Origin of the sequence: Mesorhizobium sp. M1163, assembly GCF_040318415.1 — a bacterium.
GTDB lineage: Bacteria > Pseudomonadota > Alphaproteobacteria > Rhizobiales > Rhizobiaceae > Mesorhizobium.
The window spans coordinates 1-14,079 of the sequence record NZ_JAMYMF010000070.1; the positions used below are offsets into that span (position 1 = coordinate 1).

10 protein-coding genes are annotated in these 14,079 nt (G+C 59.5%); 6 read left to right on the top strand and 4 right to left on the bottom strand.

What is annotated here, in order from left to right; translation table 11 throughout:
• Positions 1 to 332: 332 nt before the first annotated feature.
• From NKH43_RS33945 to NKH43_RS33960, 4 genes are all read right to left on the bottom strand, one after another.
• The gene (locus NKH43_RS33945) at positions 333 to 1,586 is read right to left on the bottom strand and encodes an ABC transporter substrate-binding protein (RefSeq protein ID WP_352663144.1); all 1,254 of its coding nucleotides are present in this window, start codon (positions 1,584 to 1,586) and stop codon (positions 333 to 335) included.
• Positions 1,587 to 1,669: 83 nt separating this feature from the next.
• Positions 1,670 to 2,725, bottom strand: coding sequence for a LacI family DNA-binding transcriptional regulator (locus tag NKH43_RS33950; protein ID WP_352861852.1), 1,056 nt, complete (start codon positions 2,723 to 2,725; stop codon positions 1,670 to 1,672).
• A 242-nt stretch (positions 2,726 to 2,967) separates the two neighbouring features.
• Positions 2,968 to 3,384, bottom strand: a complete 417-nt coding sequence (locus NKH43_RS33955) for a very short patch repair endonuclease (protein ID WP_352861853.1) — start codon at positions 3,382 to 3,384, stop codon at positions 2,968 to 2,970.
• On the bottom strand, positions 3,384 to 4,889 hold the full coding sequence (locus NKH43_RS33960; RefSeq protein ID WP_352861855.1) for an Eco57I restriction-modification methylase domain-containing protein: 1,506 nt from the start codon (positions 4,887 to 4,889) through the stop codon (positions 3,384 to 3,386). Before NKH43_RS33960 ends, NKH43_RS33955 begins: the two co-directional genes overlap by 1 nt.
• A gap of 176 nt (positions 4,890 to 5,065) precedes the next feature.
• On the opposite strand from NKH43_RS33960, the gene NKH43_RS33965 reads away from it, so the two are divergent.
• The 6 genes from NKH43_RS33965 to NKH43_RS33990 all read left to right on the top strand — a co-directional run bounded on the left by NKH43_RS33965 (position 5,066) and on the right by NKH43_RS33990 (position 13,487).
• Positions 5,066 to 7,351, top strand: a complete 2,286-nt coding sequence (locus NKH43_RS33965; RefSeq protein WP_352861857.1) for an ATP-binding protein — start codon at positions 5,066 to 5,068, stop codon at positions 7,349 to 7,351.
• Position 7,352: 1 nt separating this feature from the next.
• Entirely contained in the window at positions 7,353 to 8,474 is a 1,122-nt protein-coding gene (locus tag NKH43_RS33970; RefSeq protein ID WP_352861859.1) for a hypothetical protein, read from the top strand.
• Positions 8,471 to 9,172 carry a hypothetical protein gene (locus NKH43_RS33975; RefSeq protein WP_352861860.1) on the top strand — a complete coding sequence of 234 codons (702 nt, stop codon included), beginning with the start codon at positions 8,471 to 8,473 and terminating at the stop codon, positions 9,170 to 9,172. Before NKH43_RS33970 ends, NKH43_RS33975 begins: the two co-directional genes overlap by 4 nt.
• Positions 9,173 to 9,232: 60 nt before the next feature.
• Positions 9,233 to 10,390: a DNA cytosine methyltransferase gene (locus tag NKH43_RS33980; protein WP_352861861.1), complete on the top strand. Its 1,158-nt coding sequence runs from the start codon at positions 9,233 to 9,235 to the stop codon at positions 10,388 to 10,390.
• Between the two features lie 612 nt (positions 10,391 to 11,002).
• A complete protein-coding gene (locus NKH43_RS33985) occupies positions 11,003 to 12,733 on the top strand; it encodes an adenylate/guanylate cyclase domain-containing protein (protein WP_352861864.1) in 1,731 nt (576 codons plus the stop codon).
• Between the two features lie 217 nt (positions 12,734 to 12,950).
• Complete coding sequence (locus NKH43_RS33990; protein ID WP_352861863.1) at positions 12,951 to 13,487, top strand: dihydrofolate reductase family protein; 537 nt, start codon at positions 12,951 to 12,953, stop codon at positions 13,485 to 13,487.
• Positions 13,488 to 14,079 lie beyond the last annotated feature (592 nt).

A 14,079-nucleotide genomic window follows, 5' to 3' on the forward strand; every position in this document is an offset into this window, starting at 1 on the left:
CCCTCACCCGGATTGCCAACCGAATTGCGAAGGGCAATTCGGGGCAATCCGACCTCTCCCCGAGGGGAGAGGAGGTCGCCAGCGTTGACGCCAGCCTCTTCTCCCCAGCGGGGAGAAGGTGGCCGCGAAGCGGCCGGATGAGGGGGTCTTTTCTCAACGCGATAGCCCTGCTGTTAGCGCTGCGTCCCCCTCCCCCTTGAGGGGAGGGTCCGGCCGAAGGCCGGGGGTGGGTCCTCTGCGAAGTGCGCCGACGCAAAAGAACCTCGAGCACTGCCGCGACGACCCCATCCGGACCTTCGGTCCGACCTCCCCTCGAGGGGGAGGTGGGCGCTTTACTTCTGCGGCGCCGAATCGATGATCGACTGCATGGTCTCCTGCGCGTTGGCGATGGCGCCGTCGACGTCTTCACCGAAGAAGACCTCGTTCATCATCTGGTTCCACGGACCGTTGGCCGAGTTGATCAGGTCGTTGAACACCACCGAATAGGGCGTGCGGCCCTTGGACATTGCTTCGGCGGCGACCTTGTAGCGCGGGTCGAGATCTTTCAGCGCCTCATTGGCGATGTCGCCGCGCACCGGCAGGCTGCCGTATTTCGCCAGGATGGTCTGGCCTTCGAGCGAATAGGCGAAATCGAGGAACTCCTTCACCACCGCGACCTTGGTGGTGCCCTTGGTGACGACGAAATTATCGCCGCCGGCAAACGACGACCAGCCGCCATCCTTGCCCGGCAGGAAGGTGATGCCGTAGTCGATATCGGGATACTGCGTGTTCAGCGCGCCGATGGCGAAGGCGCCGGACGGCGAGATGCCGATATTGCCGGTGGCGAAGGCGGCAAAGAAGTTGGAGCCGGTGTCGGTCTGCGCGCCTGAAGGCACGAGGTCCTTCTTGACCATCGAACGGTAGAGGTCGATGGCGCCGCGCATCTGCGGTGTATCCAGCGTCGCCTTGGAGCCGTCCTCGGTGAGGATATCGCCGCCCGAGGCCCAGATCAGCGGCGTGAAGGTGAAGATGTTGCAGCCGCCGCAATTGCCGGAGAAGTAGAAGCCCTTGATGTCGCCGCCGAGCGCGTTGACCTTTTCGGCGTCGGCTTCGATCTCGGCCCAGTTGGTCGGGCCTTTTTCCGGGTCGAGGCCGGCCTGCTTGAACAGCTTCTTGTTCCAGATCAGCACCGAGGAATCGGCCGAGAACGGCAGCCCGTAGATGCGGCCCTTATAGGTGCCGGTCTTGACATGCGCCGGCGACAGGCTGGCGAAATAGGGCAGCGACTTCGCCCAGTCGGTGATGTCTTCCAGCTGGCCGGCGGCAGCGAAGGACGGCGTGTAGATCAGGTCGAGCGACAGCGCGTCGGGCGCCGTGCCGCCGGCGGCGGCAGCACCGTATTTCGGGATGATTTCGGCATTGGGAATGATGTCGAGCTTGATCTGGTTCTGATGCCCCTTGTTGAAGGCATCGACGATTCGCGGCATGAAGTTCGAGCCGTCGGCGCGAACCCAGATGTTGGCGGTATCGGCGGCGGCCGAGCCGGCTGTCGCCAGCGTGCCCAAAATGCTCGCGGCGATGGCGAGCCCGGTAATGGTGGTTCTCATGCTTCTCCTCCACATGGTTTTAATTTAGCGTTTTAATTTAGCCGCGCCCCCAAGCGGGTGACTATCGACACGGCCCGTTTCGTTCAGCCGTCCGGCGGACGGCCGCATGACTGACGCACCACCAGCCGGCACGGCAGTTTTCTGATGCCCGGCAAAGCGGGTTCGCCGCCGACGAGCGAAAGCAATGCAAGGCCGGCCTCGCGCCCGAGCGCGGCCAGGTTCATGTCGACCGAGGTCAGCGGCGGGCGCGTCGCCTCGGCGACGATCTGCCAATTGTCGAAGCCGATGACGCCGACCTCGTCCGGCACGCCGATCCCGCGCTCGCGCAAGGCGTCGATGACGCCGCGCGCGATCTGGTCGTTACCGCAAAACACCGCATCGGGCTTTTCGCGCGTGCCGTCGAACCCCTCGCCGTCGAACAGTTTTGCGACCGCCTCGTGGCCCCAGGCTTCCGACCACGGGCCAAGCAGCGGCTCCATGACCGGCAGGCCGTTCTCGGCCAGCACCGCGCGATAGGCCTCGGCGCGGGCGTGCACCACGGCAAAGCTCGCGGGACCGCTGACATGGGCTATGCGCCGCCGCCCGAGCCGGCAGAAATGCTCGACCGCCAGCCGCGCGCCGCCGGCATCGTCGGACACGAACGCGATGGCGTTTGGATCGGGCTCGGTGAAGGCATAGATCGCCGGAATGCCGAGATTGGCGAGGTCGACCGGCAGATGGCGATCGATGCGCTTGCCGGTGGCGATGATGCCGTCGACACGCTTGTCGAGCATGGCATCGACATGCAGCTGGGCAAGGCGCGGGTCGTCCTCGACATTGCACAGAAACACCGAGACGCCGGCATCGACCAGCGCATCGGAAACGCCGGCCATCAGCGGCAGCGAAAAGCGGCCATAGGTGTCGTTGGTCAACAGCCCGACGGTAAAAGAGCGCCGCCTGAGCAGGCTCTGCGCCAGGCTGTTCGGGCGAAAGCCAAGCCGCTGCGCCGTCTCGCGAATCCGGGTCCGCGTCTCGGCCGTCATCCGCCCCTGCCCGTTCAGCGCTTTTGACGCCGTGGCAACGCTGACGCCGGCAATGGCTGCCACCTCACGAAGGGTGACGGGCTGCTTGGCGGGCGTTGGCTGGACGTCGGACGCCATGATTTGGATATGATCCTCCCAGATGGGAAAAGCTTTTCTCTTAATGCCCGGCGGGGTGCTGATTGGTGATTTCAGCGGGCGCGGGGCGTATTGGGAAAAGGTTTTCTCAGAGGGAGATTAGGGGAAGGATGCGGGGATGGCAAGTGGGCTTGAGTTACGGCACAGCCAACAGCGTCCGAATGACAATGTCGCCACGCCGCCGGCAACTGCGTGGCGACGACGACATAGATAGACAGGAAGGATTAAGGGGTCAAAAATCGTACTAGTTGGGCTTGCAACGCAATCTCGTTTGACGTTTCGCACTCCCAAACGACTAAGGCTTTCCATCCACGCTCTCGAAGCGCCGCTAGATTTTTGGCGTCCCGCTCGATGTTTGTATCAAATTTGCTCTTCCAATAATCCGCGTGAGCCTTCGGCGTGGTGGTCTTTCGACACCCCAGATGTCTGTGCCAGAAGCACCCATGAACGAAGATCACTTTCTTCAACTTAGGAAATACGAGATCGGGGGTACCAGGCATGTCACGCCGATGAAGCCTGAACCGGAAGCCCATACCATGGGCTGCGCAGCGCACTGCCAATTCGGGTTTAGTGTCCTTGCCGCGCACGCGGCTCATTAGCGCCCGACGATTTGATGCAACATCATCAAACGGGCGGCGCATCAATCACTCGCAATGTCGAGATTTCCAGGCGCGAAGCCGAACAACGCCTCGAACGTCTTCGAAAATTGTGCCGCATCGCCTTGTAACAGCGCATTGCGTTCGTACGTCGATAGCGAAGACCACTTGGGCAAAGGCGTTCTTACGATGAATCGCTTGTAGAACCGAAACCAGCCTTGCTTGAGCATCGGCGCTTCGGCAGTTGCTGTAAGTCGCAGCAGTCCCGCGTTAAGCACTCGTTGCAAAGGCTGCGCTGGCCAGGCGCCTGGCCAGATCGCATAGAGCGAGTGGGCAGGTATCGCGTCGGTCATGTCAAGGCTGGCAAACGGGTCACGACACAGTTCGGGTAGCAATAACTTAGGTGCCTGTTGCCATTGTGTGCCGACGGCATCGATCGTTTGCCACCAATGGGACCCATTTCTCGTGTGGCTACGGGTCTTTAGTCTCGCTTCATGTTGGCGCGCCCAAGCGGCAAAACCTGGCCAGTCATCAAGTACTATCGGGGATCCCCGTCGGTCGTACGGAATGATCACTCGCCGCTGTGACGCGATCGCGATTTCTCCTGTGGCGCCCTGCCGGACGACGAATGAGCGGATCAGCTCGCTCTCAATCCCTTCTGCATCGCTCTGCGCAACAAGAAAGGTTTCGCCAGAGCCCAGTGCTGGCCCGACTCGAACGACGCAGCCCGCCTCGGCAAGCGTACCGTGTCGTGCGACGAGTTCGACGTGCAGTTTTTTCGCCCGTTCTCTCGGATCAGCGTTCGCTACCGCCGAAATCGATGCACCTTGGGTTAGGCTCACGATTGCGGAATAGGCCCCGACGGACCTGACGAACGCAGATTCCGGGCGAGGGTCGACGACCTCAAGTGCCCAACCTTGCTCTTTAAACTGCTTGCGGAACTCTGCCCCGTACTGCGTGAACATCCAGCGATCACTAGTCAGTGCAACGACTTTCGCGTGCGGTTTTGCCCAAGCCAGCATTCGGTCCAGAAACGCGACGGCAAGATCGCCGCTCGTCGCGGTCGCCGGCAGCTTGCTCCGATATTTCTTGGCAAGATCGCTAGGCAGCTTGGTCCAGCGCACATACGGTGGATTCGCGGCCACGTGGGTCACGTGGCCAGGAACTTGTAGGAGGAAATCGCGCTTGCGCACCCAGACGTGCGACAACGCCCGGGCGGAAGGCCGAGACAAGTTTGCATTCAACAACACGCATTCGACCGCTCGTCGAGCTTCGTCGGCTGTCTCATCGTGGAACTCGAAACCCTGTATTCTTGGTGCGAGAAGTCTTCGGGTCAACGGCTTTCCGGCTCCCCGAAAACTGCCGAGTAGGCGCGAGACGGCTTCTACCAGAATCGCCCCTTCCCCGACGCAAGGCTCAAGCAGTACGCTGCAAGACAGGTCTTCATCTGACGACCAGCCGATCGTGTCCAACAGGCGCACGGCTGTGCTGTGAGACGTATAGACCGCACAACGGTCATGAAGTTCTTGGATCGCTCCCGCAACGTTCATGTCAAAACCATTGAGACTTCCTTTATCCGTTCCGCTATAGAACCCGAGGGGTTTTCAAGGCGGCAGCGAACGCGCTCGATCTGCAGGGGAGCAATGCCAATATTCGCACCGAACAACAAGTTTCTTCGTAGCCCGCTCATTGAAAACTCCACAGTGGTTGAGCGAAGCGCGCGCCCGTGACCGGTTTCAGAGTCGACACGAAGCTTTTTCAAGAGCTAGGCGAACTGCTGGTCGCCAAGGAAAGCACGGCTCTCGTCGAGCTGATCAAGAACGCCTACGATGCCGACGCGACGCTTGTGACGGTTCAGGGGCTCGGTCTGACGAACGCAGACACGGGCCGCATTGTTGTGTCCGACGATGGTGTCGGCATGACTGAAGAGGAATTCACGCTCGGTTTTCTGACAATTGCGGGCCGGATGAAGAATACAGGTGATCGGCGTTCAGCGATCTTTGGTCGTAGGTATACAGGCGAAAAGGGTGTTGGCCGCCTGGCCTCGCATAAACTTGGCACCAAGCTTGTCGTCTTTTCGCGCAAAACAGGCGCGGTTGCGCGGGGCGCGAAGGAATTGCCGCCGTCGATCTCGTCGATCATAGCGTCGATCGATTGGCAGAAGATCGAAGAGCTTGAGACGCTAGACGAGATTGCTGATTCTGACGCTGTGACTATCCGCGTCACCAAGTCGAGTGGCGAGCCCAGTGGAACGACCTTGCAAATCGCCCCGCTTCGGACAGCTTGGAGCGAGCGTATCAAGCGCGCCTTCCTGAATGAAGCTGCGACGCTCGCTCCGGCTGCCGTTTTGAGCGATCCATTGGCTGAAAACGTCGCTGCCGAGCCGTTGCTGTTCAATGAGCGTATCCCGGTGCAAGACCAAAGCGCCGGCGACCCGGGGTTCCGCATCAGTTTCACCGGGGACCTATCGATTGGCGATCAATTGATTCCCGATGTCGCGCAGGCAGCCGGGTGGATCGCTGAGCTCGAATTCGACAGGACGACCGGTCTCCTAAGAGTGGCAGTCATACCGACTTGGACTACCAAGCGCAGGTTTGCGGGTTCGGAAGGATTCAGATTTGAGCAACAGATAGGCGTTGACGCTGGACCGACTTTCCGCGCGCGGATATTTCAACGGTCGGAAACCACGTGGGATCGTGCTGTCCAAGGCGTACGAGTTTTCATGGAAGGCTTCAGGGTCCCGCCTTACGGTGATCCTCATGACGACTGGCTGGACCTCGAAAGAGACTACAAATCCCGTGCTCATCGCCAACTGACTCGGCTGGCCAACCTGGACGTTGAAAACCTGCCTGCAGGGCTCTCAAGTGAAGAAATCGTCATACAGGGTAATGGTGCCTACATGGGAGCCGTCTTTCTGCACCGCTCGTCGAGCGAAGGGCTTCAAATGCTTGTCAATCGAGAGGGGTTCCTCCCGGGCCCGGAGTTGGATTTCATCAGTCGTTGGGTGCGTATCGCAATCGATCTCATCGTTAGGCTCGGCTACGCCGGACGCAAGGAGGTCAAAGAGATCCAGAAGGCCGAGCGGATTCGTCAACGGGGAGCCGCAGAACGATCAAGTACGCAAGAAGCTCCAACGGCACTCCTCGTTCGCGAGAGTGCAATAGCCGCTGAAAGGAGCTTCGCAGGTATCGAAGAGGCAATCAAACGGAACGACTACGCGGCTGCCGCCGAGCAGGCACGCGCGGCGCAGCCGCACATTGCCGAGATCCGCTCTATGGCGGACGAGTTCGGGAGCGAAGCGGTAATGTGGCGCGTACTTGCTTCTTTGGGCGCTGAGCTCGCGGCATTCGTGCATGAAATCAATGCGCTTGGCCTTCAGATTGCCGGGCTCGTTGCGGATCTCGAAACAGCTTTAAGCAACGACACACTCTCCGGTACGCGATCCGCCATTCGTAGTGCCAAGCGGCGCGCTTTGGAACTGGCAGACCGAATTCGACGCAATGCAACTTATCTCGTCGACGCTACGAGCTTTGAGGGCCGTCGGCGCCGCTCTCGGCAACCGCTCGGTGATCGCTTCAATGCGGTGGTGCCGTTTTTCCTTGCCAGAATCGAGCAGCGCGGTGTGAAGGTAGAGAACGCGATCCCGACAGATTTGCGCACCCCACCGATGTTCCCCTCCGAGCTGTCGGGGATATTCACGAATTTGCTGTCCAACGCAGTGAAGTTCACCGACAGCAATGGCCGTATCCGCATCGAGGCACGCGAAGATGGAGGTGCGATGCTAGTGACCATGCACAATACTGGTCAAGCTGTCGATCTGAATCGCGGCCAGCGTCTATTCGAGGCTTTTCAATCGACCACGGAACGTCCCGATGCCATCCTCGGCCAAGGGATGGGCATGGGCCTGACGATCACGCGCGCATTCGTCCAAGAATACGGCGGCGAGATCGCATTCGTCGCGCCGCCGAAGGGTTTCGCTACATCCATCGAGTTTTCTATTCCAATGAGGTAGCATGTCTTCCATCGTTTACGTCGATGACAAAGCAGACGACTGGCTCGCGAGCCTTCCCGAGAACGTCCGCCAAACATTTCGCGACTTCGATCCCAAAGAAGAGGCCAAGGCGGCCTTTGAGGCGGCATCAGCGAGCGACTTGTGGGTTTTCGATTTCTTTTACAGTGACGATCGAACGCAGCAGATTGCTCTGGACGAAGACAATGGTTTGAGTCTCTTCCAGAAATGGCGGCGACTTAAGCTGGAAGAACGACCGCCTGCCGCACTCGTGAGCAGCGATCTAGAAAGTGCAGTTGGATCGGACATTTCGCCTGGGCGCGGCCATATTCTTGCGCAACGGGCCAGTGTGGAATGGGTCGGCGAAAAAAGCCAAGCGACTGCGGAATTCCTGGTCGGGCTCGCCGATGCCTCGAATGCGATACAAAAAAGCATCATGGCAATCACCTCTACTGATCGGGCCGGCGATCGCCCATTGAACGAGGAAATCTGCCTACGTCTGTTGAATGCGCCGAAAGAATCTCCATGGCGCACTAGCGCAGAGCGTCAGCTCGACCGCGCAAGGCCGCCGCTGCTTTCTTCAGTCTCAGAGCCCCAAGCAAAAGCACGGCTATTACTCGCATGGCTCCTACATAACGTACTTCCATATCCATCATTCCTGATCAGTGCCCAGCACGCTGCGGCGCGACTTGGCCTCAAAACAGAGTCGTTTGCGCTGTTGTCGCAAGCTGAGGCGAACGATCTAGGACGCATGTTGCAGGCCGCGCGGTATGAAGGGCCGCTTGCCGCCTCGTCTCCAGACAAATGGTGGCGTGCAGGCATCGACGACATCGTCTGGGGCTTTTCACAGGGCAAGGTCGATTATATCGAAGGACTAAGCGCCGCCGCTGGGGCCGTTCCAATCAATATGCTCGACATCGAGGATCCAGTTGTCGTCTCCAACCCCGATCTGGTCGAAACCGACGAAATCGCTTCCGCAAAGGACTGCGTCAGGGCCCAGGACGAGCACTTTCCGCCCGATGTGCCACCGGCATGGGTGAAACTTGCTGATGTGCGCGATCACGCCGATCTCGCGGAGAAAGTGGTCTTCGAGGATCGCGAACTGCTCAACGTCCACAGCCAATGATTATTAATCTTAACAAATATGCCGCCGAAGTTGCAGCTTACATTAAGCATGCAGAAAAGTTCGTGGCGAGGCCGTTTCATTCTCGACTGCGGATGACCCTTGAGGACCTTGAGAATGGTCTCGACAGACGCCGACCTTTCAAGTGGCGAACGGCCGAGGCGATCAGAACGATTGACACAACCCGATATGACCGCCGCCAGGGTGACAATGAACCCATCTTCGCGACAATCGGATTTCACGCGTCCTTCGTCGCGCCGGCTAATCACAAAAGCAATGACTGGACTGTTGAGGAGATGGTCACTCACTTGCTGATTTTCCGAGCCGGAGCGGAAGAGGAGCCCGTGATGCATTTTCATGTCGACAAGAAGAACGCGGATCAGCTCGGCCCAGAGTTGCACATGCAGGTCTCTGAAAGGTTCACTGAGCGACTCGGTATGAAGCTCGCTGTGCCAAGAATCCCCTCGGGGTTCCTGCTTCCAACCGATTGTCTGGATTTCATACTTTCCGAGTTGTTCTCGGCGGACTGGCCTAGGGAACAATCTGGCGCACACGCCTTAACAACCTTGCGGCTGGCGCAGTTGGAACGGGCGAGAGGCTTCGTGGCAGCCGTCGATGCGGCCTGGAGGAAATCGCTGCGCCAAACGCCGATTAGTGTGCTCCAAGACTGCAAGTTCGAACCCGCGATTCGGCTTGCGTAAAGTAACGCACTTACACGCCCAGCTCCCACCGCCGCGCCCAAACCGATCAAGGTAAGTGACATGTCAGTCGTTGGACTTTACGCGGGTGTCGCTGGGCTTGAATTGGGTTTTAAAGAAGCTGGTTTCAAAACATTGCTACTCGCGGACAAGGACGAGCATTGCCAGCAGCTTCTTACGGCGCGTTTTCCGAACACGACCGTTGTCGGCGATGTTGCAAACTTATCGCGATTCCCAGAAGGGACGACGATCGTCACCGCTGGCTTCCCTTGCCAGAATTTGAGCATGGCTGGCAACAAGGAAGGCATTACCGGGCAAAAATCTGGTGACATTCGACACTTGTTTGAGCTGCTCGGAACAGATGTTCGTCCGACGCTGGTCATCGAAAACGTCTACTTTATGCTTCACCTCAAGAAGGGTGCGGCGATGAACTCCCTAGTCGGCGATCTTGAGGCATTGGGGTATCGATGGGGTTATCGCGTCGTGAATACGATGGCATTCGGTCTTCCGCAGCGCCGACGACGCGTTCTGCTTGTAGCTAGCACTAGTCTTGATCCACGCGACATTCTTTTCGCGGACGAAGCCGGCCTACCCATGTCGGGGCCCGTCACACTTGATCGGCCGGTAGGTTTCTATTGGACCGAAGGGCGGAGTGGCGTCGGAACGACAGCTGACGGGATCCCGCCACTCAAGATTGCGTCTACGTTGGGGATTCCCTCGGCCCCCGCAGTGCTCTTCCCCGACGGCGAAGTGCTGAAGCCAGGTATAGAGGCATGCGAACGGCTTCAAGGCTTTCCGGTAGGGTGGACTGACCTCGACTACGGTGTAAGGCGGTCACCGCGATGGAGCATGGTAGGGAACGCCGTATCAGTTCCGACCGCATCATGGCTCGCGCATTCATTGAAGGCGCCACGGCCCATGCTCGATTTCGTAACACAGCCACTTGTTGACGGCGCTCCTTGGCCGACTGCAGCATATGGCGATGATCATGGACGTTTCGCAGTCGAAGCAAGCGAATATCCAGTTCGTCACCCAGTAATCTCTATTGAAGAGTTCCGAGATTCGAGTTGGATTCCGCTGTCGGCTCGCGCTCTTCGGGGCTTCATTTTACGTGCGAAAGAAGGCGGTCTGCGTTTTCCGGGTGGATTTCTACCGGCGCTTGAGCGCGCGCTTGCCAAGGCCGAGCGACGCGAAGAACGCCGTTCAGATACTTCGCACTAGCCATCCAATTGCCGCCGCCTTAGTGACGTGGGCCACCCTTGCGCAGGCACGGGCGTGAGTGCTCATCTACCCCTCCACCGCTTTGCATTAGATCGACGGAGGCCCATGCTCGCCTCCGACATCGGCTAAAAACAACAAAGCGCCGCGCCAGTTCTCGCAGAGCGGTTCCCGAGCGCGATCTCCGCCAAAAGGAACCCGCCATGCCAAACTCATCGTCACCGAATTCATCAGCGTCGATGGCATCGCCGAGGTCGAGAAGCTGCCGAGCGTGACCTGGAACATGAGATGCAAAATTCAAGGAGGACGAGCTTGCCGACAGCGGCGCTCTGCTTTTGGGGCGCACGACCTATGAGATTTTTGTCGGCTCCTGGCCCAAGGAAACCGGAGACTTCGCCGACCGCTTCAACGCGCTGCTGAAATATATCGCCTCGACGAGCTTGACGCCGCGCGGATCCCTCCCGCCATTGATGCGATCGAGTTCGCAGCCACCAGGCGGAAGGTTCTGATCCGCCTTTTCTTGCTGCTGCGGTAGAAGACGTCCTGATTCAGCCACAAGCCCAAATTGCTGGATTTGGCAGCTCTGGAAGGATAAGCTTGGTTTGTGGTTCAGCGATGGAACAGAGACTAGCCGCAATTCTGGCCGCCGATATGGCGGGCTACAGTCGGCTAATGGAGGCCGACGAATCCGGCACGCTCGCACGCCTTCGGACCCATCGCATAGAACTGGTCGATCCCGCCATCGCGAAGAACAAGGGCCGGATCATCAAGACCACCGGAGACGGCATGCTCGTCGAGTTCCAGAGCGTGACCGATGCCGTGAAATGCGCCGTGGAAATCCAACAGCGCATGAAACGGCGCAATTCGGATGTGCCGCAAGAACGGCGTATCGAATTCAGGATCGGCATAAATCTCGGCGACATCATTTTCGACGATGAGGATATTTTCGGCGACGGCGTCAATATTGCCTCGCGCATCGAGCAACTCGCCGACGTCGGCGGTATCTGCGTGACCGCAGCGGTGGCGACCCAAATTGCCGACCGTCTCGAAATCGCCATGGAGGATCTGGGCGAGAAGACGTTAAAGAACATCAGCCGCCCGGTTCGCCTCTATCGCGTTGGGTTTGACGGTCCTGTCCTGCCACAAGTCGAGGCAAAGCGATCCATCTCGAAACCTTCGATAGTGGTGCTGCCATTCAGCAACATGAGCGGCGACCCCGAGCAGGAGTTTTTCGCGGACGGACTGACCGAGGACATCATCACCGAACTGTCCCGCCACCATGAGTTGTTCGTCATCTCGCGCAATTCCAGCTTCGTCTACAAGAACCGCGCCGTGAATGTGCGCGAGGTGGCCGAGAAACTCGCCGTCCAATACCTAGTGGAGGGAAGCGTCCGCAAGATCGGCGACAGGGTGCGCGTGACGGTTCAGCTCATCGACACGGCGAATGACGCACATATTTGGGCAGACAAATATGACCGGAAGCTGGTCGACATATTCGCGATTCAGGATGAGGTGACCGCGGCGATCGCAGCCACGCTGCCCGGTCGTGTCGAGGCGGCTCAGCGGGACCAGCTCGCGCGCGCGAAACCTGCAAACATGGCCGCGTATGAATGTGTGCTTGCTGCCAAGGTGCTGCATCACCGAAGCACGATTGCGGATAATGAACGCGCGCAAACCTTGATAGAAAGGGCCGTCACCCTCGACCCCGATTATGCCCATGCCCATGCCTGGCGGGCCTGCATTCTTGGCCAGGCCTGGGTCCATAACTGGTGCGAAGACAGGGATGCCGTCTGGAACAACGTTATGGCAGCGCTGGACAGGGCGCTGGCGCTGGACAACAACGATGCCGATGTCCACCGCATCCTCGCGGCAGTGAACGTGAACAACAATGAGCTGACCACAGCGCGCTACCATCAAGAGCGGGCGCTGGCCCTCAATCCCAATTACGACCTCGTGGTGGTGCAGCAAGGCGAGTTATTGACATGGCTGGGGAGGCCGGAAGAGGGAATCGAATGGATCCGCAAGGCAATGCAGTTGAACCCGCACCACCCGGAGAGATTCTGGAGCCATCTGGGAAAGGCGCATTTCGCCGCGCGCCAGTATGGCGAGGCGATCGAAGCTTTCATGCATCTGTCAACCATGGACTCGGTTCAGCACGCTTTCGCCGCTGCCTGCTACGGCTGGCTCGGTGACGAAATCGCGGCTGCGGCGCATCTGGGCAAGATCAGAACGCTCGATCCCCAATTCGACCTCGATCCATTTATCGCCACCCTGCACTTTGCCCAGGAGTCTGACGTGCAGCACGTCCGCGAAGGACTGCTGAAAGCCGGTATTGCCAACTTGTAGGCAGCCGGTAGTTACGAACCAGATCCAATCGGGGACAGGCCAAAAAGACCGGCCCCTACCCGACGCGGACGTTGTGGCATGACCGGGCAGGTCGGAGAAGCTTTTCCCACGGTATCGGTCTTTGGAAGCGAACAGGAAAACCCTCCCCCTGAAAAAGCGCCGCGCTAGTTGACGGAGCAGTTCGCACAAGACCCGCCCTGCCAGAAAGGAACCCGCCATGAGAAAACTCATCGTCACCGAATTCATCAGCGTCGATGGCATTGCCGAGGTCGAGAAGCTGCCGGGCGTAGCCTGGAACGATGAGATGCAAAAGTTCAAGGACGACGAGCTTGCCGACAGCGGCGCCATGCTTTTGGGGCGCACGACCTATGAGATCTTTGCCGGCTCGTGGCCCAAGGAGACCGGAGATTTTGCCGACCGGTTCAACGCGCTGCCGAAATATGTCGCCTCGACCAGCTTGCAGGCGCTCGACTGGCAGCCGGCCGAGCTGCTGCAGGGCGCGTTGCCGGAAGCGGTCAGAGGGCTGAAGCAAGGCAGCGGCGGCAACATCTATGTGCATGGCAGCCTCAGCGTCGCGCAGGAATTGCTGCGCCACGGCCTGGTCGACCGCATCAGGCTGCTCAGCTACCCCGGTGCCGTCGGCCAGGGCAAGCTGCTGTTCCCGCCCGGCGCCCAATTGCCGCTCGAGCTGATCTCCGCCACGCAATTCGGCAACGGCGTGGTGGCGCTGGAATATGCGGCGGGGAAGGCGTGATGAGCCAATCTCCCCCCTCGTGGGGGAGATGCCCGGCAGGGCAGAGGGGGGCGCGACAGAACGCCGGCCTTCGTTTCAACTGTGATGAGCTGGAATTTGCGCGGGTACGCGAATGCCATCGACTGATAAGTCGGCGGGACAGCGCCCCCCTCTGGCCTGCCGGCCATCTCCCCCACTTGGGGGGAGATCGCAGCTTCGGCCTTGGCGCTCATCCTGCAACGCTGGTGATTGGCGAAAGCGCCGATGACAGCCAATCTCCCCCCTCGTGGGGGAGATGCCCGGCAGGGCAGAGGGGGGCGCGAAAGAACGCCGGCCTTCGTTTCAACGTGTGATGAGCTGGAACTTGCGCGGGTACGCTAATGCCATCGACTGATAGGTCGGCGGGACAGCGCCCCCCTCTGGCCTGCCGGCCATCTCCCCACTTGGGGGGAGATCGCGGCTTCCGCCTTGGCGCTCATCCTGCAACGCTGGCGAAAGCGCCGATGACAGCCAATCTCCCCCCCTCGTGGGCAGGGGAATCGCATATGGCGATTTTGGGGTTGAGTTTAGGCTGAGAAAGGATTCTTTGGAGAGGCAGTTGAGCGAAGGAGCG